A 22,140-nucleotide genomic window follows, 5' to 3' on the forward strand; every position below is an offset into this window, starting at 1 on the left:
TAACACCCCGCATTCTCTGCCGTGCCGCGCTGCGGCACCATGCTGCGCGTGCGGCACCGATTCTGGAGGGGATCGGCGCCGCGCGCGAGGCTGTGTGCCTCCGTCCGGCTTCGGGAGGCCGTGCGGAGGATCGGGACGGGGAGGTGGCGATGGATCTTTCGGACGGCCCGGCGGCGCTGGGCGGGATCATGATGTGCGTGGCGCTGGGCGCCTGGACGCTGGGCCGGTGGCAGGGCGGTCTCGCCGTGCCCGACGACGGAGCCGGGCGGGTGCCGGGCGATGCGGCAGACGCCGCGCCGGTGCTGCGCAAGGCCTTGGCCGAGCGTCCGGCCAAGCCGTGCCAGCAGGACGCGCTCGCCGCACGCCGGGCGGTGCTGGCGGTGGCGGATTCGCTCGTCGAGCTGCACGCCGAGGTCAGCGCCTACCGGCGCGCCGAGCAGGTGCTGTCGGGTGCCAGGCCGGACGAACTCGTGATGCGGCACCGCTGCGACGACACGGGCCGTGCGTGCCGCCATATCGGCCTCACCGGAGAACCGATCTGCGATCTTTCCGAGACGGCACGGCGCGCCTGCAAGACGGGCGCCACCGCCCTCCGGGCAGGCAGCCGATGCGGCGGTCAGCCCTCGCCCGCGTCCTTAGACCCCTTGCGGGTATAGGGAACGAAGTCCTCGAAGAACACCGCGCCGGTGAAGAAGCCGTTGAACCGGTCGATCGTCGTCATCACGTCGAACCGGCACAGCTGCGAGGCGTTGAAGCGGTTGGTGACGAGCGTGTCGGTGTCGTCGATCTGTTCGGGATTGGCGGTGCGCTGCACCCAGATCGTGTCGCCCGCGCCGTAGACGAAGGCGGTGCCGGGGATGGTCTGCACGCGCTGGTTGCCGAGCGAGCGGATGCAAGCCTGCGGCTCGCCGGCCACGCGGCCCTCGAGCAGCTTGGCGAGGCGCAGTTCGCCCTTGGTCGGGGGCACGGGAACGTCGGTGGCGATAGGGGTCTCCGGCGCCGTATCGGCATTCGCGGGGGCGGCGAGCAAGCCACCGGCCAGCGCCAGCGGGAGCGCGGCAATGAGGGCGGAGCGAAAACGGGTCATCGCGGGATCCTTTCGAATCGTCATGCGCGCCTCGTTGCACACAGCGCCTTAACCCGCGCTGAGCGCCCGGCCCCGGATCACCGGTGCGCCGGGCTCGCGCCCGAGGACACGTCGGGCAGGGCAGCCTGGTCCGCGCCGTCCGCCGGGCCGCCGCGCAGCACGAAGCGGCGGTCGCAATAGCCGCAGTCGACATAGCCGCGCTCGTCGATCTCGAGGAACACGCGCGGGTGGCCGAGCGCGGCGGGGCGATAGCCTACGCCGCCGCGGATGCCGCTGGCCCCGTCGCACGCCACGCGATGCGTGTCGACCACCAGCACTTCGGGAGGAGGAATGCTCATGGCGCTGCCGATACAGCCCCGCGCCGCGCCGCGCAATTGCCTTTGCCGCGCCTGCGCCCTAGGGCTTCGCGCATGTCAGCCGAACCCGCCATCCGCATCGACAACCTCGTCAAGCGCTATGCCCCGGCGAAGGGCGCCAAGGGCACGGTGAGCGACGGCAAGCTCGCGCTCGACGGGGTCAGCTTCGACGTGCCGCAGGGCGCGATCTTCGGCCTGCTCGGCCCCAACGGCGCGGGCAAGTCGACGCTGATCAACATCCTCGCCGGGCTGGTCAACAAGACCTCCGGCACCGTCGACATCTGGGGCTTCGATATCGACGCGCACCGCCGCAACGCCAGCCGCTCGATCGGCATCGTGCCGCAGGAGATCGTCTTCGATCCCTTCTTCACCCCCTTCGAGGTGCTGGAGAACCAGGCCGGCTTCTACGGCATCCCCGCCGCCCTGCGCCGCAGCGAGGCGCTGCTCGACGCCGTCCGCCTCGCCGACAAGCGCGATGCCTATGCCCGCACCCTGTCGGGCGGGATGAAGCGGCGGCTGCTGGTGGCCAAGGCGATGGTGCACTCGCCGCCCATCCTGGTGCTCGACGAGCCGACCGCCGGGGTCGACGTCGATCTCAGGCGCCAGCTGTGGGAGCTCGTCACCGAATTGAATCGCGAAGGCGTGACGGTTGTGCTGACCACCCACTATCTCGAGGAAGCCGAGGAGCTGTGCGACCGCATCGCGATCATCAACCACGGCAGGCTGATCGCCAACAAGCCCACCCGCGAACTGGTCGAGATGGCGCGCGAGAAGATCGTCGCGGTCACCGCCGCCGCCGATCTCGCCGCTGCCCCCGTGCACGAGGCCTTCGCCCGGGTCGAATGGGACGGTGCGCGGGCGGTCGAGGTGGCCTATGACAAGGACCGCCTCAACGCCGGGCAGGTGCTCGCGATCCTGCAGGCACAGGGCCTCACCATCGAGGATGTGACCACGCGCGAAGCCGATCTGGAGGACGTGTTCGTCCAGCTGACCGCGGGCGCCGCCTGAATTCAGGCCCCGTCGGTCTCGACATCCGTCTTGCGCAGGCGCCAGTCGCGCTGGCCGTTGCGCGCGATAGGCCTGCCGCAGTGACGGCAGTTCCCGACGAAGGTGAGCCCGTCCCACGTGATATCGCGGCGGCGGGGCTCGTGCTGGTTGATGAGACAACCGAAGAACCAGAGGTAGGCCATGCGGAGAGGTCGCCTTTAATGCCGGTTTGCACCTGAAGACATCATGCGCGCCCGCGTCCATGCGTCCTTTGGACACTCTGGATACAGGTGCGCCAAACGGTCGGGCAGGAGCCCGGCGACCCGTGGAAATACTTATCTCGTTTTGAAGTAAATCAAACGACATTTTTTGATCACCCTTGCCCGTTTTCCGCTTCCGCGCCATGGCGCGGTCATGGCGATGGACAAGGCATTGCGATCACCCGGCGACACCCCCGCGCACGACGTGCTGGTGATCGGTTCGGGAGCAGCGGGGCTGACGGCGGCGCTGGCGCTGGCGGAGAAGTGCCGGGTGCTGGTGCTGGCCAAGGGCTCGCTCACCGGCGGCTCGACCGCCTGGGCGCAGGGCGGCATTGCCGCGGTGCTCGATGCGGGCGACACCTTCGAGGATCACATCCGCGACACGATGGTGGCGGGTGCCGGATTGAACGACCTTGCGACCGTGGAATTCGTGATCGAGCGCGCGCCGCGCTCCATCGACCGGCTGTGCGAACTGGGCGTGCCCTTCAACCGCGAGGCCGAAGCCCTGCACCTCACCCGCGAAGGCGGCCATTCGCACCGTCGCATCGTCCATGTCGACGACGCAACCGGCTGGGCGGTGCAGGCGGCGCTGCTGCGCGCGGCGGAGGCCAATCCCAACATCACCCTGCTGCCCGGGCGGACCTGCATCGACTTCATCACCGACCGCCACCGCGAGCACTTCTCGGCCGCGGGCCGCGTATGGGGCGTCTATGCCCTCGACGAGGCGACCGGGCATGTCGAGCGCCACCTCGCCCGCGCCACGATCCTCGCCAGCGGCGGGGCCGGGCGCGTCTACCAGTTCTCCACCGCCCCGCGTGGCGCGACCGGTGACGGCATCGCGATGGCCTGGCGCGCGGGGGCGCGGGTCTCCAACATGGAGATGATGCAGTTCCACCCGACCTGCCTCTACCACCTCGAGACCAAGAACTTCCTCATCACCGAGGCCGTGCGCGGCGAGGGCGGCCGGCTGGTCAACCCGCGCACCGGCAAGCGGTTCATGACCTTCTACGATCCGGAGCGGATGGAGCTGGCCCCCCGCGACGTGGTGGCCCGCGCGATCGATGCCGAGATCAAGCGCTTCGGCCTCGACTACGTCCATCTCGACATCAGCCATGAAGACCCGGGTTTCGTGCGCGGGCATTTCCCGACCATCCACGACAAGCTGATGGGCCTCGGGATCGACATGACGAAGCAGCCGATCCCGGTCGTCCCCGCGCAGCACTACACCTGCGGGGGCGTGGTGGTGGATCTCAACGCCCGCACCGACATTCCGGGCCTGTGGGCGGCGGGCGAGTGCACCGAGAGCGGCCTGCACGGCGCAAACCGGCTCGCGTCCAACTCTCTCCTCGAATGCTTCGTCTTCGGCGAGGCGGCGGCGCGGGACATACTCGCGCTGTGGGACACCCTGGAGGCGCCGCCCGCGATCCTCCCGTGGGACGAAAGCCGCGTGACCGACTCCGACGAGGAAGTCGTCATCAAGCAGAACTGGACCGAAATCCGCCGCTTCATGTGGAACTACGTCGGCATCGTGCGCACCACCAAGCGGCTGGAGCGCGCCGCGAGCCGCATCGAGCTGCTGAAGCGCGAGGTCGAGGATTACTACGGCGCCTTCCGGGTGACGACCGACCTGATTGAACTGCGCAATCTGCTGCAATCGGCCGAGCTGATCGTGCAGTCCGCGCTCCGGCGGAAAGAGAGCCGGGGGCTGCACTACACGCTTGACTACCCCGAGCTTGCGGACGAGGCAAAGGATACGGTGCTGGTGCCTTAGGCAACCTGTTTCCGTTCGCCCTGAGCTTGTCGAAGGGCCGTCCTCCACTTTGGCTTCAGCGGCCACTGAAGAAAAAGGCAGTGCTTCGACAGGCTCAGCACGAACGGGGGAGGCAAGTTCGGCCAGCGTTCAGGCTCGGCGCTCTAGCGATGTGCCAAATTTCGCATCGAAGGGGCGCACGATGAAGAAGCTGCTGATTTCCTTGTCCCTTGGGGCTCTCGCTACCGCCCCGCTCGCCGCGCAGCAGCCTTCCGAGGAAAACGCCATCGTCGTCACCGCCCAGCGCTCGGGCGCGCCGATGTGGATTGTCGAGACGCCCACCGGCACCGTCATCCTCGTCGGCGAGATCCGGGCGATCCCGAAGACCACCCCGTGGGAGCCCGCGCGGCTCGAGGAGGCCACCAAGGCCGCCGACCGCGTGATCCTCGGCGCGCGGCCCAGAATCTCCCCGGGCGACGTCTTCCGGCTCATGTTCTCCGGCGGCAAGCTCACCAAGCTGCCCGACAGGACCGTGGCCTCCGATTACCTCGACGCAGCCCAGCTCCAGCGGCTCGAAACCCTCGCCGCCGCGCACAGGAAGGATTATACGCGCCAGTCCTTCCTCCTCACCTCCTTCCGAATGCTGCGCGAGGAGCTGCGCTTCAACCGCGACACCGCGCGCGACGCCTCGGACGTCGTGAAGGACGCCGCCGAGAAGGCCGATGTCACCATCACCCGCGCCGCGACCCTCAGGGGCGAGGACGTGATCGACAACCTGTTCGAGGCGTCCCCGCAAGCGCACGTCCCCTGCCTCGTCGCGGCGATGGACGCGGTCGAGGCGGGGCCGCAGATCGTCGAGGAGCGCGCCGCGAACTGGCGGCGCTTCAAGATCCCGGCCGTGATGGGCAACCCGCTCGAAAGCGCGCTTGGCCAGTGCTGGCCCTGGGCGGACGAGACTTTGGGCAGCGAACTCAGGACCATCTGGGTCGACCGGATCGCCGAGGCGAGCGCCGCCAAGGGCACCACGCTGGCCGTCGTGCCGCTCAGGGTGTTGGCGGAAGGAGGCGGGGTGCTTGACCAATTGGACGCGCGCGGCTTCGATATCGCCGGACCCCCGTGGAAGTGACCGCCGGGGCCGCGCGAGAGGACCAAGCCGCCCCATGCCCACCGTCATCACCCCCAACACCGGCATCGAACTTTTCTACGAGGAGCAGGGCGACCGCCAGGCCGAGGTGATCCTGCTGGTCATGGGCCTCGGCGCGCAGATGACCCTGTGGCCCGACGAGCTGGTCGAGGCGCTGGTCGGCGAGGGCTTCCGCGTCATCCGCTACGACAACCGCGACATCGGCCTCAGCCAGAAGATGGAAGGCGCCCGCGCGCCCTCCCCCGCCATCCAGGTCCTGCGCAAGAAGATCGGCTTCCCGGCGAAGGTCCCCTACACCCTGAAGGACATGGCCGACGACGGGATCGGCCTGCTCGACGCGCTGGGGATCGCACGCGCCCACGTGGTCGGCGCCTCGATGGGCGGGATGATCGCGCAGCTGATGGCGGTGCATCACCCCGACCGGCTGATGACGCTGACCTCGATCATGTCGACCACTGGCAACGGCAAGCTCCCCCAGGCCGAGCCTGCCGCGATCAATGCGCTGACCGCGCCGCTCAAGGGCATGGACGAGGACACGCTGGTCGCGCACGGCCTCAACATCATCCGCAACATCGGCACGCCCGACAGCCCCGAATTCCCCTTTGACGAGGCCCGCCAGCGCGAGCGCGTGCTGCGGGGCGTGCGGCGCTCGGTCTATCCGCCCGGCCTGCCGCGCCAGCTCGCCGCGATCATCGACGACGGCTGCCGCCGCACCCGCCTCGCCGAGGTGCGCACGCCGACGCTGGTGCTGCACGGCGAGGCCGATCCGCTGGTCAGGCTCGCTGCCGGCGAGGACACCGCGCGGCACATTTCCGGTAGCCGGCTGGTGACGATCCCCGGCTGGGGACACGACCTGCCGATCCCGCTCGTCCCGCGCCTCGCCGCCGAGATCGCAGGCCACGCGCGCGGCGGCTGAGGCGTCAGCGCGGGGTGGTGAAGGGGGTGATCGCCGGATCGCCTGGCCGCGCCGCGGCAGCCTCGACCGTCTCGGCATACATCGCGCGGATTACCGGCAGTTCGGGATAGACCTCGGTCATGAAGCCGAGCAGCGGGCGCGTGTCGACATAGCAGATGCGCCGCCCGGCGAAGCCGAACTCGCTGACCACCGGATAGCCCTGCGCCACCAGATGGTCGCGCGTGCCCTCGTAGTCGGCGGCGAAGGTCGCGCAGTGGTGCAGCACCGGCTGGCCGTCGGCGCGCAGCATCTCGTGGAAGGCGCTCGGCGCGCCGGAGACAACCTCGATCACCTCCACGTTGATGGCGCCGGTCTGGACGAAGACGCCTCGGATGCGGATCGGGGCGGCAGGCTCCCCGCGATAGGTGTGGTCGGCCAGCACGCCTTCGGTCCCGCCGAGGAACGGCCCCCAGCCATAGGCGCGGTTAAGCGCGGCGCAGCCTTCCTCGAGATCGCGCACCAGATAGGCCGTCTGGACGAGCGTGACGGGAAGGTTGCTCACCCTTGACCGTCCAGCCACAGGAGCGAGGTGCGGGCGCATTCGCGGGCGCGTTCGGCGAGATCGGGGAAGGCGTCGCGCAGCGCGGCGCTGCGTTCCTCGATTGCCAGCGGCAGGTGATCGGGGAGCGCGTCCAGCATTGCCGCAAGCGCAAGCCCGCCCTGCCCCAGGGGCAGGCGGCGGTTGATCGCATCGTCGATGATCGCGTCGAAGTCGCTCGTGTCCGGCCCCTCGGCGGGCGCGTCGCAGGGCTGGCAGTAGCTGAGCCATTCGCGCGGGATCGCCTTCAGGTCTTCGGCGGTCCCCCCGGAGCGCGCCCAGTGCAGCGTGTCGACCAGCAGCGCCTTGGCCTCGCCCTCGACCGCCTCCAGCACGGCGCGAGCCATGTGGATGGTCTTCACCTCGGTGAAGATGCCGAATTCGAGATTGACCCTGACCCCGGTGCCCGCCGCGCGGGTGACGAGCGTCTGGAACTTGGCGGTGGTGGCGGCCATGTCGGGGTCGCTCGATACGCAGAGGAGGTTTCTTGCGCCCAGCTCCGCCGCGATGTCGACCAGTTCGGCGAGCCACGGGTCGGGCGCGCCGGGCTTGATCCAGGCGACCTCGACATCGAGCAGGTTGACGCCCGCATCTCGCGCCTGCTGGCGGATGGCGCGGGTGGTGGCGGGGGTCCAGCTGTCCTGCTCCACCCACATCCCGCCGAAGTCGAAATCGGCAGCGGCGGCGCATTCGACGAGTTGCGAAGGGGTCGCTTCCGGCATGATCCCGGCGGCGAGCGAGATCAGGCGGCGGCCCATCACAACGTCTGGCCGTCGTCGAGCACGAAGTCCGTCCCCGTCACGAACTCGCTCGCGTCCGAGCACAGGAACAGGATCATGGCGTCCAGCCCCTCCTCGCCCATCAGCCGGCGCTTGGGGAAACGGGCGATCTGCTTCCGGCCGCCGTCGGTGTCGAACCACGCATCGTTGATCGCGGTGCGGATGTAGCCGGGGGAGACGGTGTTGACGTTGATCCCCGCCCGCGCCCATTCGCGCGCCAGGGTGCGGCCCGCCTGCACCACGCCGGCCTTGCTGGCAGCATAGGCGACGAGGCCGGGGGAGGGCTCGAAGGCGGTGATCGAGGCGATCAGGACGATCCGCCCGCCGGTGACACCCTGCGCCATCATCCGCTTCGCGCCTTCGCGGGCGGTGAGGATCGCGCCCTTGAGGTTGATCGCGAGCGTGGCCTCGATCTCCTCCTCGGCAATGGTGGTCGCCATGCCGGCACCGTCGACCCCGGCATTGGCGATGACGGTATCGACGGGGCCGCCGAACGCGGCCTCGGCGGCATCGAAGCCCGCGACGATGTCGGCCTCGCGCGCCACGTCCATCGTGACCGCGGCGGCGGGGGGCCCGATCTCGGCAGCGAGCGCCGCCAGCCGGTCCGCCCGCCGCGCGCCCAGCGCCACCCGCGCGCCACTTGCCGCAAGGATACGCCCGAAGCGGGTGCCGAGGCCCGAGGACGCGCCGGTGACGAGCGCCGTGCGCCCGGTGAGGTCGAAGGAGAAGCTCATGGGTCTCTCATGCTTTCGTCATTGCGAGGAGCCGGAGGCGACGAAGCAATCCATCGTCTGACCGTCCCGCGTGCGGAACCCTTGGCTCATGGATTGCTTCGCTGCGCTCGCAATGACGAAGGGTGTCAGGAGGCAGCAGGCAGCTCCCCGTTCACGTATTTCATCAGCGTCGTCTGGAAATGCCGCACGCGGCTGTCCTGGTAGTGGCCGAGCTCCATCAGCCCGTCCTTCATCGCCTTCATGCCTTCCTGCACATAGGGCAGGTTCGCCATGTCCTGATCGAAAACGTTGGCGAGCTGCGGGCCCATCTTGTCGGCCGCCCATGCGAAGGGCTCGTCGTCGGGAATGTAGGTCATTTCCACCGCGCGCGGCCGCGGCTGTCCCTTGGGGGTGGGGAACAGCAGGCGAATCTCCATGATGCACCAGTCGGGCGTGTCGCCGGGCAGCCAGCGGTAGACCAGCGTCGGCAGGAAGCCGATCCACGGCGCGAAATTGGGGAAGATGTTGTAGGTGAAGTTGTCGAGGATCTCGGTGTCGGCGGCGTCCGAATAATCGTAGCCGTACTGCTCCGCGAACCCCTTGCGGCCTGCCTCGGCGAGGATCTTGCGCGCGCCGAGCGGATCGTCGGCGTCGTAGCCCTCGGCCGGGCTTTCGGTCGCCGAGAAACGGCGGTTGGTGCGCGCGTCCTGCCCGCCCGAGAACTCGTTCATCTTCTCGAGCACGTAGTCCGAGTTCTTGCCCTTCACGTGCGGGCTGAGCACCCCCGAGGGCGTGATCGCGCGGTTGAAGTGGTCGCCGATCAGGTCGTAGCGGGTGTTAGCATCGCCGAGGAAGGCGAGCAGCTGCGGGTGGGTGGTGATCGAGTGCCAGGCCTCCATGAAGGCCTCGGCGGTGGCCTTCCAGTTGGCCGGGATCTTCTTCTGCACCCACATGCCGGTGTAGCGGTTTGCGAAATCATATCGCTCGTAATGCGATGCGGCCGGACCAAGCCAGGTCTTGAAATCGGGCAGGGCGTGGTTCTCGGTCAGCATCACGAAGCCCTGCCACAGCTCGACGCGGGCCTGCGGCAGGTCCATGTCCTTGCCTTCGAGGTGCTTGAAGTCCCACGAACAGGGGATTTCCTTCAAGGACCCGTCATTGCGCCAGGTGAAGCCGTGGAAGGGGCAGCGCAGCTGGACCGACTGGCCGCCCTCGGTGCGCAGCTTGCGGCCGCGATGGAGGCAGGCGTTGTAAAAGGCCTTCACGCTGCCGTCCTTCTGGCGGATCAGCAGGAAGCTCTTGCCGGCGATGTCGAAGACGACCGTGTCGCCCGGGTCCGGCATCTCGTCCTCGCGCGCGGCGAAGAGCCAGACGTTGGGCCACATCTTCTCGCGCTCCAGGCGGGCGAAGTCCTCGGAAATGTAAGGCGCCACGGGGAGCGGATCGTCGCCCATCTCGATATGCGATTCCTCGAAGAGGTAGTCGGGCGGGCGGCGGGTGTCGCCGTTCAGCATGTCGGTGTAGCTGATCCCCGGGCAGCGGTCAGCGCGGGCGATGTCCTTGATTTCGTTCATGAGCCTGAAGCGTCCTCTTGCCGGGGTTTGCCCCCGTCCCTTGTCCCTCGCACTTTGTGCAGTGTCACGTGCGGGGAATATCACACAGCTTGGACAAGGGGTCACCCTATCGGATTGGAGAGGAACATGGCTGTTGCGGGGAAAATCGCGTCGCTGGGCGAGGTGATGCAGCTCGCTTTCGTGCCGCAGGATTTCGACGCGGCGGTGAGGCACTGGACGGAAACGATGGGGGTCGGGCCGTTCTTCGTGATCGAGGGCATCCACCTCGAAGGCATGAAGTATCGGGGCCAGCCGACCGAGGCCGTGTTCGACCTCGCGCTGGCCTATTGGGGCGATATCCAGATCGAACTGATCCGCCCGCGTGACGACCACCCCTCGATCTATCGCGGTGAATATGGCTCCACCGGCAACGGGCTGCACCACGTGTGCATCCTGGTCGACGACATCGCCGAGGCCCGCCGGGTGTGCGAGGAGGCCGGCGCGGAAGTGGTGATCGAGGGGACCTTCGGGACGAGCCGGGTGATCTATGTCGATCCCGGCACGGGGCCGGGGACGCTGGTGGAGATATTGCAGCAGGCCAAGGACGGCCCGGACCTGTTCGGGATGATCAAGGCGGCAGGGATCGGCTGGGACGGCTCGGAGCCGCTGCGGAAGCTGAGTTAGCTTCTCTCGCCATTGCGAGCGGCGAAGCCGCTGCGCTCGCAATGACGAGACACGATAGCACAATATCGGCCCGCAGCGCCGCGGGCGCACGCGCGCGAGCCGCAGGTGCCCCGTAGCGAAGCGAAGGAAGCGTGCCCTCAAGTAGCGAAGCGGTAGGGCAACAAAGACTCACCGAGGACGCAGCCGCGGAGGCGGCTGCGCTAATCGGACGCCCCCAGATAGCCCAGCTGCCCGGCCTTGAAGATCGTCTGCGCGCGGTTGACGCTGTCCAGCTTCTCGCCGGCGCGGTGGATGTGGTAGCGGATCGTGGCATGCGACCGGTTGAGGATCATGCTGATCTCCTTGTCGGTCTTGCCGATCGCCGCCCAGCGCAGGCACTCGACCTCGCGCTTCGAAAGCACGCAGTCCGAAGGGATCCGCCGCTTGGTGCGATGGGCCTGGACGTAGCCTGCGACGAAGCACCGCGTCACCATCGCGAAGAGCGCGCCATATTCGGCGAATTCGGCGGTGAGGTCCTCCTTTTCGCGGTCGCAGCTGATGAAGCTCGAGGCGCTGATCTGGCCGAAGGGCAGGTGGACGGGGATCACGATCGCCGCCTTGCACAGCGCGCGACGCTCGAAATCGTTGAGGTCAATCTCGGCGAGGTAATGGTTGCGCCAGCGGGTGTTGAAACCGTGGCGGTTCACCCAGAAGGGCTCGCTTTCGTAGCGGCAGGCGCGCGGCAGCGGCGAGTGTAGCGCCAGCCGGTGATCCTCCCACCAGCGGGCGCCGTCGTCGAGCCAGCGGAAGATGTCGGCATTGAGGATCGTGCCCTCGGCATCGACCATCGGCTCCTTGGAGGAGATGTCATCGCATACCGCGATCTGCATCCCCCGCTCCTGCGCGATTCGCGCCAGGGCGACGGCGGCATCGTGGATGTCCTCGGGGCAGGTGATGGTGACGGATTCGAGCAATTGCTCAAGGGATTCGCGGCCTTGCGGTGTCCGCAGCTCGACAACATTATGGGCCATTGTCAGCCTCGCTCCTCTCCATTTTTCTCCCGCCGGTCCAGTCTAGCGCAAGATCCGGCAAAGTCCTCATCATTTACCTAGGGGAAGCGCGGCGTGGCAGGGGCTAGCGAAAATGACGAGGAGAAAGGCGGCATATGAAGTTTGCAGGTGCGAATTTCGGGGTTGTGCTGAAGGCGCTGGCGGCGGCGATACCGGCGGAGCGGCCCGCGCTGGTCCACGGCGAACGGGTGGTGACCTGGGGCGAGCTCGACGCGCTGACCGACCGGATCGCGGCGGGGCTGGTCGCCCGCGGGTTGAAGCCGGGCGACATCGCCGGACAGATGCTGCGCAACACGCCCGAATACCTGCTCGCTTGGTTCGGCTGCGCCAAGGCGGGGGTGGTGCCGGTCAACGTCAACTACCACTACAAGGCGCGGGAACTGGCCGACATCTTCACCCGCTTCGGCCTGAAGGCGCTGTTCGCCGAGAGCGATTTCGCCGACCTCGGACGCGAGGCCATGCCCGACGGCACCCTGACGGTGGACGTCGGGAGCGGCGACTGGGCCGCGCTGTGCGCGACGCTCCTGCCCGACGGCTTTGCGCCGCATGATGACCCGGAGGCGCTGTTCCTCACCGCCACCGGCGGCACCACGGGCATGCCCAAGGCGGTGATGTGGCCGATGGATCAGGCCTGGGGCGCATTCAACATCGGGGTGTGGCAGCGCCCGCCCGGCAGCCCGCCGCTGGTCGCCGGGAGCCTTGCGGAGCAGGTCGCCGAGGCGGAGCGGATCGGGCCGGAGCATCCGGCGAGCACCTCGCCGCTGCTGCTGCTCTCCCCGCTGATGCACGGAGCGGGGCAGTTCACCGCGCTGATCCACCTGCTGAAGGGCGGCACGCTCGCGCTTCTGCCCGCCCCGAAGTTCGACGCCGACCTTGCGCTGGACGAGGTGAAGCGGCTCGGCGCGCGCGGCATCTTCATCGTCGGTGACGCCTTCGCGCTTCCCCTCGCCGACCGGCTGGACGCGCGGGGCGACGGGGCCGAGGCGCTGGCTTCGCTGCGGAGCATCACCTCCTCGGGCGCGGTGTTCTCGCCCGCGCTCAAGCAGCGGCTGATCGCGCATCACCCGGCGCTGATGATCGTCGATGCGCTCGGCTCCTCGGAAAGCTCGGGCACGGGGATCGTCATCACCACCGCGGCTGGCTCCACCGGCGGGGGCAAGTTCCAGCCCCTCCCGGGGCGCGACACGAAGCTGTTCGACGAGCATCTGAACGAGATCCACCCCGGCACCGACGGCATCGGCATCGTCGCGCGCACCGGGCCGCTGCCGCTGGGCTACCTCGGCGAGGACGCGAAGAACGCGCAGACCTTCCCCGTGATCGGCGGCCAGCGCTGGCTGATGACCGGCGACCGCGCGCGCTGGGCGGCGGACGGCAGCCTCGAATTCATCGGCCGCGACAACATGTGCATCAACACCGGCGGCGAGAAGGTCTTTCCCGAGGAGGTCGAGGCGGTGCTGCTCGATCACCCGGCAGTGAAGGACGTGCGGGTGGTGAGCCTTCCCGACCCGCGCTTCGGGCGCAAGGTCGTCGCCGTGGTGCAGCCCGAGGGCGTAATCGACGAGACGGCGCTCGACGCCCATGCCCGCGCGGGGCTGGCGGGCTACAAGATCCCGCGGCTCTACATCCTCACCGACCGGTCGCTCAGGCTCAACAACGGCAAGCCCGATTACCGCACGGCGCAGGCGCTGGCCGACGCGGCGGCGGGGTAAAGCGGGAACAAACCGCTCTTATTCTCCCATGCCCCCGCACACGATAAACCGCGGGCGAATCAGGAGAAGCAGTGCCCCATGGCAAAGCGCAAGACCGCCCTCGATCACCTCAACAGCGGGCGCGAGCCGCATATCGTCCACATGATCCCGCCCGGTGCCCCCGGCTACCGCGAGGCAGATGGCGGGGCGATGGTGGTCTCCAGCCCGGTCGAGGTGAACGCGCTGGTCCGCACCCTCGCGGCGGGGGAGATCGTGACGCTCGACGACCTGCGCGCCGCCCTCGCGCGGCGGCACAAGGTGGCGGTCGCCTGCCCGGTCTCGACCGCGATCTTCCTCAACATGGCCGCCCGCGCCGCCGAGGAACAGCGCGCCTTCCTGCCCGAGGAGGAGCTGACCCCGTGGTGGCGGGTGCTGAAGAAGGGCGGCTTCCTCAACCCCAAATACCCCGGCGGCACCGAGGCCCAGCAGGCGCTGCTCGAGGCCGAAGGCGTGCGCGTCTCCCCGCTGCGGCGCAAGCCTGCGGTATTCGACTACGCGGACCGCGCGCCCCGCGACCCCATCGAGGAACGCGAGGCCAGCTAGGCCTTGCGGGCCGCCTCGCGGGCAACTTCCTTCTGGCCGATGTCGCGGCGGCAGAAGCCGGTGGGGAAGGTGATCGCATCGACGGCGGCATAGGCCCTGGCCTGCGCCTCGGTGACGCTCGCGCCGGTCGCCGTCACGTTGAGCACCCGCCCGCCGTTCGCCACCAGCGCGCCCTCCTTCAGCGCGGTGCCGGCATGGAAGACCTTGGCTCCCTCGGCCTCGGCGGAGCAAAGGTCGATCGCGCCGCCCTTCTCGGGCGTGCCGGGATAGCCCTTCGCCGCCATGACCACGGTCAGCGCAGTCTCGTCGCGGAAGGCGACACGGGTCCCTTCGAGGCTGCCTTGCGCACAGGCGAGCATGATCGCGGCGAGATCGCTCTCAAGCCGCATCATCAGCACCTGGCATTCGGGATCGCCGAAGCGGGCGTTGTATTCGATCAGCTTCGGCCCCTCGGGCGTCAGCATCAGGCCGGCATAGAGCACGCCCTGATAGGGCACCCCGTCCGCGCGCATCGTCCGCACCGTAGGTTCGATGATCTCGGCCATGACGCGGGCCTGCAATTCGGGGGTGAGCACCGGGGCGGGGGAATAGGCGCCCATACCGCCGGTGTTGGGTCCGGTGTCGCCGTCGCCGACGCGCTTGTGATCCTGCGCCGAGCCGAAGGGGACGATCGCGGTGCCGTCGGTAAGGGCGAAGAAGCTCGCCTCCTCGCCTTCCATGAACTCCTCGATCACCACTTCCGCACCCGCCGCGCCGAAGGCCCCGCCGAACATGTCGGCAAGCGCGGCCTCGGCCTCGGCGAGCGTTCCGGCGATCACGACGCCCTTGCCCGCCGCGAGGCCATCGGCCTTGAGCACATAGGGCGCGGCGAAGCGGGAGAGGGCGGCGCGGGCCTCTTCCAGCGAGGACGTGCGCACGTAACCCGCCGTGGGAATGCCCGCACGGGCGCACAGGTCCTTGGTGAAGCCCTTGGAGCCCTCGAGCTGCGCGGCAGCCTTGGAGGGGCCGAACACCGGCACGCTTGCGGCGCGCAGCGAATCCGACAGCCCGTCGACCAGCGGCGCCTCGGGGCCGATCACGACAAGACCGATGGCCTTGTCGGCGCAGAAGGCGATCACGGCGGCATGATCCGTCAGCTCCAGCGCCACCACCTCGGCCTCCCCGGCGATGCCTGGATTTCCGGGGGCGGCATAGAGCTTTGTCAGGCTCGGGGATTGCGCCAGCTTCCATGCCAGCGCATGTTCGCGGCCTCCCGAACCAAGCAGCAGGATATTCATGGCGCCTCCGCCGAACAGTGATGACGATGCGGGGCTCGTAGCCCGCGAGCGGCAGGGGGACAACGCCCAGCCGCTCACGATCAGCGAGATATCCGCGCTGCTCAAGCGCACGGTCGAGGATCGCTTCGGCTTCGTGCGCCTGCGCGGCGAGCTGTCGGGGGTGAAGCGCGCCGCCTCGGGGCACTTCTACTGCGCCCTGAAGGATGAAGGCGCGGTGATTGACGGGGTGATGTGGAAGGGCAACGCCGCCCGCCTCAATTTCCGCGCGGAGGACGGGCTCGAGGTGATCGCCACCGGCAAGCTCACCACCTATCCCGGGCGCTCGAAATACCAGATCGTGATCGACAGCCTCGAACTGGCGGGAGAGGGCGCGCTGCTGGCGCTGCTCGAGAAGACCCGCGCGCGGCTCGCGGCCGAAGGCCTGTTCGCGGCGGAGCGTAAGCGGGCACTGCCCTTCCTGCCGCGCGTGATCGGCGTCGTCACCTCGCCGACGGGCGCGGTGATCCGCGACATCCTCCACCGCCTCGCCGACCGCTTTCCCAGCCACGTCCTCGTGTGGCCGGTCCTGGTGCAGGGGCAGGGCGCCGCCGAGCAGGTGGCGGCGGCGGTGCGCGGGTTCTCCGCACTCCAGCCCGGCGGCCCGGTTCCGCGACCCGACGTGGTGATCGTCGCGCGCGGGGGTGGGTCGATCGAGGACCTGTGGAGCTTCAACGAGGAAGCGGTGGTGCGCGCCATCGCCGAATGCACCATCCCCGTCATCAGCGCCGTGGGGCACGAGACCGACACCACGCTCGCCGATTTCGCCGCCGACCGCCGCGCGCCGACGCCGACCGCCGCTGCCGAGATGGCCGTGCCGGTGCGCGCCGACCTCGCTTTCACCCTCGCCGACCTTGCCCAGCGCCAGCGCCGCGCCGTCTATCGCCCGGTCGAGCTGGGCCGCGAGAGGCTCGCCGCGCGCGTGCGGCTGCTGCCCCGGCCCGAGAACCTGCTCGCACCTCAGGCCCAGCGGCTCGACGAGTTGTCGGAACGCCTGCGCCGTGCGCTCGGCGACCGTTCGGCGAAGGGGCGCGAGCGCCTCGCCGGGGTCGCCGCGCGCCTCTCCCCGAGCCTGCTCTCGCGCAGCGCCGCCGAGGCGCAGCGGCGGCTTGCGGGCGCACGGCTTGCCCCGGCGCTGGTCGAGCGGCCGCTGCGCGAGGGCGCGCATCGCCTCGCGGCGCTCACCCGGGTAATGAGCCAGCTCCATCCCGAAAAGCCGCTGGAGCGCGGCTATGCGATCATCCGCGATGCCGGGGGCCGGGCGCTCACCGCCCGCGCCGAAGCCGCAGGCGAGACGCGCCTCCTCCTGCAATGGCGCGACGGGACGCTCGCCGCCGTGCCGGAGGGCGCAGCCCCGCCCCCGCCCGCGCCTCCGCCCCGCAAGCCCGCGAAATCCGCAGCCCCGCCCGCCCAAGATGATTTGTTCGGTTAGCCGCTCGGTGCTATCAGGGGGCCCATGCTGATGACTCCCTCCGACAAGGTCGCCAAGCTCTACTACGGCCCCTCCAGCTTCCGGGTGCTGCGCCCGGGGAGCCACGTGCTCTGCGCGGTGACGGGCGAGGCGATCCCGCTGCCCGAACTGCGCTACTGGAGCGCCGAGCGGCAGGAGGCCTACGCCTCGCCCGAGATCGCCACGCGCCGCCTGCTCGGCCTCGCCTGATCCCAGCGCATCGATGAGCCCCGAGGCCCCCCGCGCGCGGCGCACCGGGCACGTGCGGGCGCTGCGCCTGTTCCTGCTTGCCGTGGTGGCGCTGGCGCTCGCACCGGGCACCTTCCTGCGCGCCCCGGGCCAGATGCGCTCCGATCCGGCGCAGATCACCGTCACGCCGCGGGAGGTGCAGGGGCTGGTGACAGGCGCGCTCGGCCCGCCTGACGGCCTGTGGGAGCTGACATCCGAGCACGGCTTTTTCGGCGGCTTTTCCGCGCTCGTGGCGGGCGAGGGTCCCGCGATGATCGCGGGGAGCGACCGCGGCTTCCTGCTCGATATCGATCTGGCGGGCGAGGCGCCCCGCCCCGTCCCGGGCAGTTTCCGCTTCGTCGGGGTCAGCACCCGGGGGCGAAAGGAATTCGTCGATCTTGAGGCGCTCGCGCGCGACCCGGCGACAGGCACGCTGTGGGCGGCGTTCGAGTATGACAACCTCGTCATGCGCTTGCCCCCGCAGGGCCGGCGCAGCATCCACGCCCCGCGGGACATCGCGGAATGGAGCCCCAACAGCGGGCCCGAGACGATGGAGCGGCTCGCCGACGGGCGCTTCCTGATGATTGCCGAGGGCAATATCCGCGGCGACCGCAGATTGCACGAGGCGCTGCTGTATCCCGGCGATCCGGCCGAAGGCGGAGCGCCGCCGCTGGCCTTCCGGTTTCGCGGCTCGCCCTATTTCGATCCGGTCGATGCCACCCAGCTACCCGACGGGCGGGTGCTGATCCTCCTCAGACTGGTCAATTTCAGCATCCCGGCGACGTTCAACACCGCGATCGCGATCGCCGATCCGCGCACAATCCGCGCCGGCGGCGCGTGGGAGGCGCGCGTCATCGCGCACATGCACGACGGAATTCTGGCCGACAATTTCGAGGGGATCGCCTATGTTCCCTTGGCCGCCGACCCCTCGCGCGGAAGCATCTGGCTGATCTCGGACGACAACTTCTCGATCTTCCAGCGCACGCTGCTGGCGCGCTTCGACTGGGACAGCACGGCCATCCCATAACGAAAAAGCGCCCGGAGATCCGGACGCTTCCTCGTTTCGCCTCGGGTCCCGCGGGACCGGCGGAGATCAGGCCGCAGCCTGAGCCTTGATGAGCTCGCGCTTGACCTTCAGCGCATTGGCCGAGAGCTTCTCGTCGCTGGTCTTCAGCAGCCAGTTGTCGAGCCCGCCATTGTGCTCGACCGAGCGCAGGCCGTGGGTCGAGACGCGGAACTTGAAGCTGCGCTCGAGCTTTTCGCTCATCAGCGTCACGTTCTGCAGGTTGGGCAGGAAGACGCGCTTGGTCTTGTTGTTGGCGTGGCTCACGTTGTGGCCGACCTGGCGGCCCTTGCCGGTCAGTTCGCAGATGCGCGACATGGTGTGTCTCTTCTCGTAAAAGTCGGTTCTAGCCGGGAAAGCGGCGCGCATAACGGGGCAGACCCGAATCGTCAAGCAGGATGCGCTTCCCCGGCCAGCCGGGCAGCCGCCGGGGTGCCAAGCCTAACCCATGTGATGGCCTGCAATCGCACCGTCTTCTGCATTCGCGGCCGACCTGGCTGGGGCGATGCCCGCATTGTCAGGCCTCAAGGAGAACCACAATCATGAAGCGCATCATCATCACCAGCCTCATCGCCCCCTTGGCAATCGGCCTTGCCGCGTGCGATGTCGACCAGACGCAGGAAGGCGAACTGCCCGATGTCGAGGTGACGGGTGGCCAGATGCCGGAATACGACGTCGAGACCGCCGACGTCGATGTCGGCACCAAGGAAACGACGGTCGAGGTTCCGGATGTCGATATCACCATGCCCGATGCCGAAGGCACGCCGGCAACCGGCAACGAGGAGTAATCCTGCCGGCCACGGGTGCGGGGCATGAGCGGGCGGGCGTTCCGCAGCTTCATGCCCCGCGCCCTCGCCGCCGCGCGCGCCGCCGCCGCGGCGGGCGAGGTGCCGATCGGCGCGGTGGTGGTGAAGGACGGCGAAGTGATCGCCGAGGCGCACAATGCGCCGCGCGGCTCCCACGATCCCACCGCCCATGCCGAGATCCTCGCGATCCGCCGCGCCGCCGAAGTGCTCGGCGATGAGCGCCTGACGGGCTGCGAACTGTGGGTCACGCTGGAGCCTTGCGCGATGTGTGCAGGTGCCATCGCCCATGCCCGGATCGCGCGGCTCTATTACGCCGCGAGCGACCCCAAGGGCGGCGCGGTCGAACAGGGCGCGCGGGTGTTCGACCACCCCCAGTGCCTCCACCGCCCCGAGGTCTACACCGGGATCGGCGAGGAGGAAGCGGCGGAACTGCTCAGGGCATTTTTCAGGAAGCGACGCTGAACGCGCGGGCCTTGCGGCGTGTGCCAGCCCCCGCCGGCGAAACGGCCATGAGCCCGGTCGCATGCCAGGACACTGTCGCAGTTTTACGCATGCGGCTCCCGTGGTGCGCCCGCCTTCACAGCCCGCGCCAGATCTGCGCGGGAGTGCTGTCCTTCGCACCCCGCCGCGTGGCCGGGCAGCGGGCCGGGTGGAAGGTTTTCGAATAGCACAGGCGAATCTCCTCAAGCCAGCCGCGCGGGGAGAGCATCACTGCGATGGCGGCCTCGGGCCATTCCGGATTGGCGTCGGCGAAGGCGGCGCGGATGCGGCCCGCCGTCAGCCCCTCCTCGCGGCTGATGCGGTCGTAATCCGGCAGGCGCAGGCCCGAATGGAGGATACGGATCACCTTGAGGTAGTTCGCGGGGCGCTTCACCATGCACGCCCCGTGCTTGGCCCATTGGCGCGCGACGAGGCGCTCGGAGGGCATCAGGCACATCGCCCCCCGGATATCGGCAGGGGTGAGGCCTGCGCGGGCCTCGCACCACTGCGGCCAGCCCTTGGCGCCCTCTGGCCACAGACCGTGGACGACGAGGCCGAAGCGACCCGGCTTGCCCGCGCACTGGAAGGCGTGGCCGCGATCACCGGTGCGCGGCTTGCAGAACTCGGGCGACCAGCTCAGCGCAAGGGTGTAGCCCGTCACCGGCAGTACGCGGCGCGGGCCGTCGGGGGCGGTGCGCGGGACGCTCGCCACCTGCGGCGCGCGGCACTGATAGGCCTGCGCGAATGCGGGGGCGGGCAGTAGCGCGGCCAGCGCCGCCAGTCCCGCAAGCCCCGCCCTCACGCCGCGGCGCGCCTATTCGAAGGCGGCCGGATCCATGCCCCCGGGCCCGTGCTCGAACCATGCCTTGGCATCGGGCCGGAACAGGAACCAGACGGCGGCGATCTGCATCACCGTGATCACCACCGCGATGATCGCCTGGACCAGCGGCACGGCCATCAGCCCCAGCGGCATGGCCACCGTGCCGATCACGGTCAGCACCAGCAGGATCCACTTGGCGACGTTCGAGGCCCGGCGCGAGATGAAGTACCACAGCAGCAGCGAGATGGCGAAGCCGAGGGCGGTGGCGCCGACCATGAAACCGGGACCTGCCATGCCCGCGGCGGCCACCGCCGGATCGGCCTCGAGCTGCGCCATGGTGTTGTCGTAGTTCAGCACGGAGTTGACGATTCCCAGCGCGATCGCGCCGAGGTAGAGCTGGTCGAACTTGGTGATGGAAGCCGGTCGCATGAACATCCCCTTTTCAGCAACATCGCGGGGCAAGCTAACATGCGGTGAACGCGAGTCTATTCGAAAATGGCAGGGCCGTCTTCATCGGGCTCCGGCACACGCGCGAACCAGCGTCCGGCCTGCGCGGTGAGCAGGCTCGCCATCGCGACCGCGACGAGCAGCGCGCCGGTCAGCGCCGCCGGATCGAGCATCGCCAGTCGCAGCGCGCCGAAGCCCAGCACCAGCCAGCGCGCGAAGGGCGCCGCAAAGAGATAGATCCAGACGAGCGGGATCAGCGCGATCGTGAATTCCGCCGATAGCGCGACGATGGTCCAGTCGCGGTCCCATGCAAACCACGGCAGGTGGGCGGCATAGGCGCTCTGGGCGCGCGCCAGGTCGTCCAGTCCGCGCACCAGCCGCAGCAGCGCCGCAGCGAGGAAGGCGGCGGCGAAGACGCGGATCGCCAGCGGTCTGGGCCCCCGCACAAGCTTCACAGCGGCTTGAAATCCAGCCCGATGTCGGCGGCGGGTGCGCTCTGGGTGAGGCGCCCGACCGAGATGTAGTCCACCCCGCTCGCGGCCTTCGCGGCGATGGTGTCGAGGTTGACGCCCCCGCTCGCCTCGGTCGGCACGCGGCCCGCGACCAGTTCGACGGCCTGCGCGAGGGTGGCCGGGTCCATGTTGTCGAGCAGCAGGTGATGCGCCCCCGCCGCCAGCGCGGGCTCGATCTGGTCGAGGCTGTCGACCTCGCAGATGATCCTCTCGACGCCTGCCTCGCGCGCGCGCCGCACCGCCTCTCCGACAGAGCCCGCGACCGCAACGTGATTGTCCTTGATCATCGCCGCATCCCACAGCCCCATGCGGTGGTTCTGCGCCCCGCCCTGCCGGGTGGCGTATTTCTCGAGGTGCCGGAGGCCGGGGATGGTCTTGCGGGTATCGAGCAGCGTGCAGGCCGGATTGCCCCCGGGGCCGCGCATGGCGGTGACATAGGCTTGGGTCAGCGTGGCGATGCCGGAGAGGTGCTGGACGATGTTGAGGGCGCTGCGCTCCGCCGTCAGCAGCGCGCGCGCCCGGCCCTCGATCCGCATCAGGTCGGTGCCCGCGGGGACCTTGTCGCCATCGTGCACGAGGGTTGCGATGGTGCAGTCGGAATCGAGATGGCGGAAGAAAGCCTCGGCCAGCGGCAGACCCGCGACGGTGATCGCATCGCGGCTGTCCATGACCCCGGAGAAGCGCGCTTCGGCTGGAATGACGCTGTCCGAAGTGACGTCCCGCCCCCCGCCGGGCAGGCCCTCGCCGAGGTCTTCGGCCAGCGTAGCGCGGACGAAGGCGGCGAGATCGAAACCAGGAAGGACAAAATTGATCATAAGTTCAAACCGTTACCTGAAATTTAGTTGCCTGCGGGCAAGATATGGCATAGCCTTCTA

The 22,140-nt window shown here is 69.1% G+C and carries 27 protein-coding genes; 13 read left to right on the forward strand and 14 right to left on the reverse strand.

Going from position 1 to position 22,140, the window contains the following annotated elements:
- The first annotated feature begins 149 nt into the window (after nucleotides 1–149).
- A complete protein-coding gene (locus ACMX37_RS15445; protein WP_483146777.1) occupies nucleotides 150–656 on the forward strand; it encodes a hypothetical protein in 507 nt (168 codons plus the stop codon).
- On the opposite strand, the gene ACMX37_RS15450 is transcribed toward ACMX37_RS15445, so the two are convergent.
- Entirely contained in the window at nucleotides 617–1,087 is a 471-nt protein-coding gene (locus ACMX37_RS15450) for a hypothetical protein (RefSeq protein ID WP_483146778.1), read from the reverse strand. The two genes, ACMX37_RS15445 and ACMX37_RS15450, sit on opposite strands and share 40 nt — an antisense overlap.
- Before the next feature lie 77 nt (nucleotides 1,088–1,164).
- Entirely contained in the window at nucleotides 1,165–1,425 is a 261-nt protein-coding gene (locus tag ACMX37_RS15455) for a zinc-finger domain-containing protein (protein ID WP_483146779.1), read from the reverse strand.
- 72 nt (nucleotides 1,426–1,497) lie between these two features.
- Between ACMX37_RS15455 and ACMX37_RS15460 the strand changes: the two genes are divergently transcribed.
- Complete coding sequence (locus ACMX37_RS15460; RefSeq protein WP_483146780.1) at nucleotides 1,498–2,451, forward strand: ABC transporter ATP-binding protein; 954 nt, start codon at nucleotides 1,498–1,500, stop codon at nucleotides 2,449–2,451.
- A 2-nt stretch (nucleotides 2,452–2,453) separates the two neighbouring features.
- On the opposite strand, the gene ACMX37_RS15465 is transcribed toward ACMX37_RS15460, so the two are convergent.
- Complete coding sequence (locus ACMX37_RS15465; RefSeq protein ID WP_483146781.1) at nucleotides 2,454–2,633, reverse strand: hypothetical protein; 180 nt, start codon at nucleotides 2,631–2,633, stop codon at nucleotides 2,454–2,456.
- A 211-nt stretch (nucleotides 2,634–2,844) separates the two neighbouring features.
- Here ACMX37_RS15465 and nadB point away from each other — a divergent pair, with 211 nt between their 5' ends.
- The 3 genes from nadB to ACMX37_RS15480 all read left to right on the forward strand — a co-directional run bounded on the left by nadB (nucleotide 2,845) and on the right by ACMX37_RS15480 (nucleotide 6,500).
- Nucleotides 2,845–4,461, forward strand: a complete 1,617-nt coding sequence (gene nadB / locus ACMX37_RS15470; protein ID WP_483146782.1) for an L-aspartate oxidase — start codon at nucleotides 2,845–2,847, stop codon at nucleotides 4,459–4,461.
- 181 nt (nucleotides 4,462–4,642) lie between these two features.
- Nucleotides 4,643–5,566, forward strand: a complete 924-nt coding sequence (locus ACMX37_RS15475; protein WP_483146783.1) for a TraB/GumN family protein — start codon at nucleotides 4,643–4,645, stop codon at nucleotides 5,564–5,566.
- 34 nt (nucleotides 5,567–5,600) lie between these two features.
- A complete protein-coding gene (locus tag ACMX37_RS15480) occupies nucleotides 5,601–6,500 on the forward strand; it encodes an alpha/beta fold hydrolase (RefSeq protein ID WP_483146784.1) in 900 nt (299 codons plus the stop codon).
- 4 nt (nucleotides 6,501–6,504) lie between these two features.
- Here the strand turns inward: ACMX37_RS15480 and ACMX37_RS15485 are convergent, their stop codons facing one another.
- From ACMX37_RS15485 to ACMX37_RS15500, 4 genes are all read right to left on the reverse strand, one after another.
- Nucleotides 6,505–7,041: a VOC family protein gene (locus ACMX37_RS15485; protein WP_483146785.1), complete on the reverse strand. Its 537-nt coding sequence runs from the start codon at nucleotides 7,039–7,041 to the stop codon at nucleotides 6,505–6,507.
- Complete coding sequence (locus ACMX37_RS15490) at nucleotides 7,038–7,835, reverse strand: sugar phosphate isomerase/epimerase family protein (protein WP_483146786.1); 798 nt, start codon at nucleotides 7,833–7,835, stop codon at nucleotides 7,038–7,040. The genes ACMX37_RS15485 and ACMX37_RS15490 overlap by 4 nt, the downstream gene beginning before the upstream one ends.
- Complete coding sequence (locus ACMX37_RS15495) at nucleotides 7,835–8,590, reverse strand: SDR family NAD(P)-dependent oxidoreductase (RefSeq protein ID WP_483146787.1); 756 nt, start codon at nucleotides 8,588–8,590, stop codon at nucleotides 7,835–7,837. The genes ACMX37_RS15490 and ACMX37_RS15495 overlap by 1 nt, the downstream gene beginning before the upstream one ends.
- A gap of 125 nt (nucleotides 8,591–8,715) precedes the next feature.
- The gene (locus ACMX37_RS15500; protein ID WP_483146788.1) at nucleotides 8,716–10,143 is read right to left on the reverse strand and encodes an aromatic ring-hydroxylating oxygenase subunit alpha; all 1,428 of its coding nucleotides are present in this window, start codon (nucleotides 10,141–10,143) and stop codon (nucleotides 8,716–8,718) included.
- A 126-nt stretch (nucleotides 10,144–10,269) separates the two neighbouring features.
- Between ACMX37_RS15500 and ACMX37_RS15505 the strand changes: the two genes are divergently transcribed.
- The gene (locus ACMX37_RS15505) at nucleotides 10,270–10,806 is read left to right on the forward strand and encodes a VOC family protein (protein ID WP_483146789.1); all 537 of its coding nucleotides are present in this window, start codon (nucleotides 10,270–10,272) and stop codon (nucleotides 10,804–10,806) included.
- Nucleotides 10,807–11,006: 200 nt separating this feature from the next.
- Here the strand turns inward: ACMX37_RS15505 and ACMX37_RS15510 are convergent, their stop codons facing one another.
- Nucleotides 11,007–11,816, reverse strand: a complete 810-nt coding sequence (locus ACMX37_RS15510) for a helix-turn-helix transcriptional regulator (protein WP_483146790.1) — start codon at nucleotides 11,814–11,816, stop codon at nucleotides 11,007–11,009.
- A gap of 134 nt (nucleotides 11,817–11,950) precedes the next feature.
- Between ACMX37_RS15510 and ACMX37_RS15515 the strand changes: the two genes are divergently transcribed.
- Together ACMX37_RS15515 and ACMX37_RS15520 are read left to right on the forward strand one after the other, a co-directional pair.
- A complete protein-coding gene (locus ACMX37_RS15515; RefSeq protein ID WP_483146791.1) occupies nucleotides 11,951–13,564 on the forward strand; it encodes an AMP-binding protein in 1,614 nt (537 codons plus the stop codon).
- A 78-nt stretch (nucleotides 13,565–13,642) separates the two neighbouring features.
- On the forward strand, nucleotides 13,643–14,146 hold the full coding sequence (locus ACMX37_RS15520; protein WP_483146792.1) for an MGMT family protein: 504 nt from the start codon (nucleotides 13,643–13,645) through the stop codon (nucleotides 14,144–14,146).
- Here the strand turns inward: ACMX37_RS15520 and purD are convergent.
- Entirely contained in the window at nucleotides 14,143–15,423 is a 1,281-nt protein-coding gene (gene purD, locus ACMX37_RS15525; protein WP_483146793.1) for a phosphoribosylamine--glycine ligase, read from the reverse strand. The two genes, ACMX37_RS15520 and purD, sit on opposite strands and share 4 nt — an antisense overlap.
- On the opposite strand from purD, the gene xseA reads away from it, so the two are divergent.
- From xseA to ACMX37_RS15540, 3 genes are read left to right on the forward strand one after another with little or no spacing between them, the layout of a single operon-like run.
- Complete coding sequence (xseA, locus tag ACMX37_RS15530) at nucleotides 15,422–16,891, forward strand: exodeoxyribonuclease VII large subunit (RefSeq protein WP_483146794.1); 1,470 nt, start codon at nucleotides 15,422–15,424, stop codon at nucleotides 16,889–16,891. The two genes, purD and xseA, sit on opposite strands and share 2 nt — an antisense overlap.
- 24 nt (nucleotides 16,892–16,915) lie before the next feature.
- Nucleotides 16,916–17,119, forward strand: a complete 204-nt coding sequence (locus tag ACMX37_RS15535) for a DUF2093 domain-containing protein (RefSeq protein WP_088913005.1) — start codon at nucleotides 16,916–16,918, stop codon at nucleotides 17,117–17,119.
- 13 nt (nucleotides 17,120–17,132) lie between these two features.
- Nucleotides 17,133–18,164, forward strand: a complete 1,032-nt coding sequence (locus tag ACMX37_RS15540) for an esterase-like activity of phytase family protein (RefSeq protein WP_483146795.1) — start codon at nucleotides 17,133–17,135, stop codon at nucleotides 18,162–18,164.
- 66 nt (nucleotides 18,165–18,230) lie between these two features.
- Here ACMX37_RS15540 and rpmB read toward each other — a convergent pair whose 3' ends face one another.
- Nucleotides 18,231–18,518, reverse strand: a complete 288-nt coding sequence (gene rpmB, locus ACMX37_RS15545; RefSeq protein WP_088913003.1) for a 50S ribosomal protein L28 — start codon at nucleotides 18,516–18,518, stop codon at nucleotides 18,231–18,233.
- Nucleotides 18,519–18,742: 224 nt separating this feature from the next.
- Here rpmB and ACMX37_RS15550 point away from each other — a divergent pair, with 224 nt between their 5' ends.
- Nucleotides 18,743–18,988, forward strand: a complete 246-nt coding sequence (locus tag ACMX37_RS15550) for a hypothetical protein (protein ID WP_483146796.1) — start codon at nucleotides 18,743–18,745, stop codon at nucleotides 18,986–18,988.
- 24 nt (nucleotides 18,989–19,012) lie between these two features.
- On the forward strand, nucleotides 19,013–19,468 hold the full coding sequence (gene tadA / locus ACMX37_RS15555) for a tRNA adenosine(34) deaminase TadA (RefSeq protein WP_483146797.1): 456 nt from the start codon (nucleotides 19,013–19,015) through the stop codon (nucleotides 19,466–19,468).
- Nucleotides 19,469–19,583: 115 nt separating this feature from the next.
- On the opposite strand, the gene ACMX37_RS15560 is transcribed toward tadA, so the two are convergent.
- From ACMX37_RS15560 to nadC, 4 genes are read right to left on the reverse strand one after another with little or no spacing between them, the layout of a single operon-like run.
- Nucleotides 19,584–20,288, reverse strand: a complete 705-nt coding sequence (locus tag ACMX37_RS15560; RefSeq protein WP_483146798.1) for a T2 family ribonuclease — start codon at nucleotides 20,286–20,288, stop codon at nucleotides 19,584–19,586.
- A 12-nt stretch (nucleotides 20,289–20,300) separates the two neighbouring features.
- Nucleotides 20,301–20,735 (reverse strand): hypothetical protein, encoded by a 435-nt coding sequence (locus ACMX37_RS15565; RefSeq protein ID WP_483146799.1) that lies wholly within the window; start codon nucleotides 20,733–20,735, stop codon nucleotides 20,301–20,303.
- A gap of 56 nt (nucleotides 20,736–20,791) precedes the next feature.
- Nucleotides 20,792–21,199, reverse strand: a complete 408-nt coding sequence (locus tag ACMX37_RS15570; RefSeq protein WP_483146800.1) for a hypothetical protein — start codon at nucleotides 21,197–21,199, stop codon at nucleotides 20,792–20,794.
- Nucleotides 21,200–21,204: 5 nt separating this feature from the next.
- Entirely contained in the window at nucleotides 21,205–22,080 is an 876-nt protein-coding gene (nadC, locus tag ACMX37_RS15575; RefSeq protein WP_483146801.1) for a carboxylating nicotinate-nucleotide diphosphorylase, read from the reverse strand.
- Nucleotides 22,081–22,140 lie beyond the last annotated feature (60 nt).

It is taken from the genome of Porphyrobacter sp. THAI-01a, assembly GCF_056868655.1.

What these genes read in the sequence shown, in the direction of transcription:
- ACMX37_RS15445 (WP_483146777.1), top strand. Translation starts at nt 150, where the DNA reads ATGGATCTTTCGGACGGCCCGGCGGCGCTGGGCGGGATCATGATGTGC.
- ACMX37_RS15450 (WP_483146778.1), bottom strand. Translation starts at nt 1,087, where the DNA reads ATGACCCGTTTTCGCTCCGCCCTCATTGCCGCGCTCCCGCTGGCGCTG.
- ACMX37_RS15455 (WP_483146779.1), bottom strand. Translation starts at nt 1,425, where the DNA reads ATGAGCATTCCTCCTCCCGAAGTGCTGGTGGTCGACACGCATCGCGTG.
- ACMX37_RS15460 (WP_483146780.1), top strand. Translation starts at nt 1,498, where the DNA reads ATGTCAGCCGAACCCGCCATCCGCATCGACAACCTCGTCAAGCGCTAT.
- ACMX37_RS15465 (WP_483146781.1), bottom strand. Translation starts at nt 2,633, where the DNA reads ATGGCCTACCTCTGGTTCTTCGGTTGTCTCATCAACCAGCACGAGCCC.
- nadB (WP_483146782.1), top strand. Translation starts at nt 2,845, where the DNA reads ATGGCGATGGACAAGGCATTGCGATCACCCGGCGACACCCCCGCGCAC.
- ACMX37_RS15475 (WP_483146783.1), top strand. Translation starts at nt 4,643, where the DNA reads ATGAAGAAGCTGCTGATTTCCTTGTCCCTTGGGGCTCTCGCTACCGCC.
- ACMX37_RS15480 (WP_483146784.1), top strand. Translation starts at nt 5,601, where the DNA reads ATGCCCACCGTCATCACCCCCAACACCGGCATCGAACTTTTCTACGAG.
- ACMX37_RS15490 (WP_483146786.1), bottom strand. Translation starts at nt 7,835, where the DNA reads ATGGGCCGCCGCCTGATCTCGCTCGCCGCCGGGATCATGCCGGAAGCG.
- ACMX37_RS15495 (WP_483146787.1), bottom strand. Translation starts at nt 8,590, where the DNA reads ATGAGCTTCTCCTTCGACCTCACCGGGCGCACGGCGCTCGTCACCGGC.
- ACMX37_RS15500 (WP_483146788.1), bottom strand. Translation starts at nt 10,143, where the DNA reads ATGAACGAAATCAAGGACATCGCCCGCGCTGACCGCTGCCCGGGGATC.
- ACMX37_RS15505 (WP_483146789.1), top strand. Translation starts at nt 10,270, where the DNA reads ATGGCTGTTGCGGGGAAAATCGCGTCGCTGGGCGAGGTGATGCAGCTC.
- ACMX37_RS15510 (WP_483146790.1), bottom strand. Translation starts at nt 11,816, where the DNA reads ATGGCCCATAATGTTGTCGAGCTGCGGACACCGCAAGGCCGCGAATCC.
- ACMX37_RS15515 (WP_483146791.1), top strand. Translation starts at nt 11,951, where the DNA reads ATGAAGTTTGCAGGTGCGAATTTCGGGGTTGTGCTGAAGGCGCTGGCG.
- ACMX37_RS15520 (WP_483146792.1), top strand. Translation starts at nt 13,643, where the DNA reads ATGGCAAAGCGCAAGACCGCCCTCGATCACCTCAACAGCGGGCGCGAG.
- xseA (WP_483146794.1), top strand. Translation starts at nt 15,422, where the DNA reads ATGGCGCCTCCGCCGAACAGTGATGACGATGCGGGGCTCGTAGCCCGC.
- purD (WP_483146793.1), bottom strand. Translation starts at nt 15,423, where the DNA reads ATGAATATCCTGCTGCTTGGTTCGGGAGGCCGCGAACATGCGCTGGCA.
- ACMX37_RS15535 (WP_088913005.1), top strand. Translation starts at nt 16,916, where the DNA reads ATGCTGATGACTCCCTCCGACAAGGTCGCCAAGCTCTACTACGGCCCC.
- ACMX37_RS15540 (WP_483146795.1), top strand. Translation starts at nt 17,133, where the DNA reads ATGAGCCCCGAGGCCCCCCGCGCGCGGCGCACCGGGCACGTGCGGGCG.
- rpmB (WP_088913003.1), bottom strand. Translation starts at nt 18,518, where the DNA reads ATGTCGCGCATCTGCGAACTGACCGGCAAGGGCCGCCAGGTCGGCCAC.
- ACMX37_RS15550 (WP_483146796.1), top strand. Translation starts at nt 18,743, where the DNA reads ATGAAGCGCATCATCATCACCAGCCTCATCGCCCCCTTGGCAATCGGC.
- tadA (WP_483146797.1), top strand. Translation starts at nt 19,013, where the DNA reads ATGAGCGGGCGGGCGTTCCGCAGCTTCATGCCCCGCGCCCTCGCCGCC.
- ACMX37_RS15565 (WP_483146799.1), bottom strand. Translation starts at nt 20,735, where the DNA reads ATGCGACCGGCTTCCATCACCAAGTTCGACCAGCTCTACCTCGGCGCG.
- nadC (WP_483146801.1), bottom strand. Translation starts at nt 22,080, where the DNA reads ATGATCAATTTTGTCCTTCCTGGTTTCGATCTCGCCGCCTTCGTCCGC.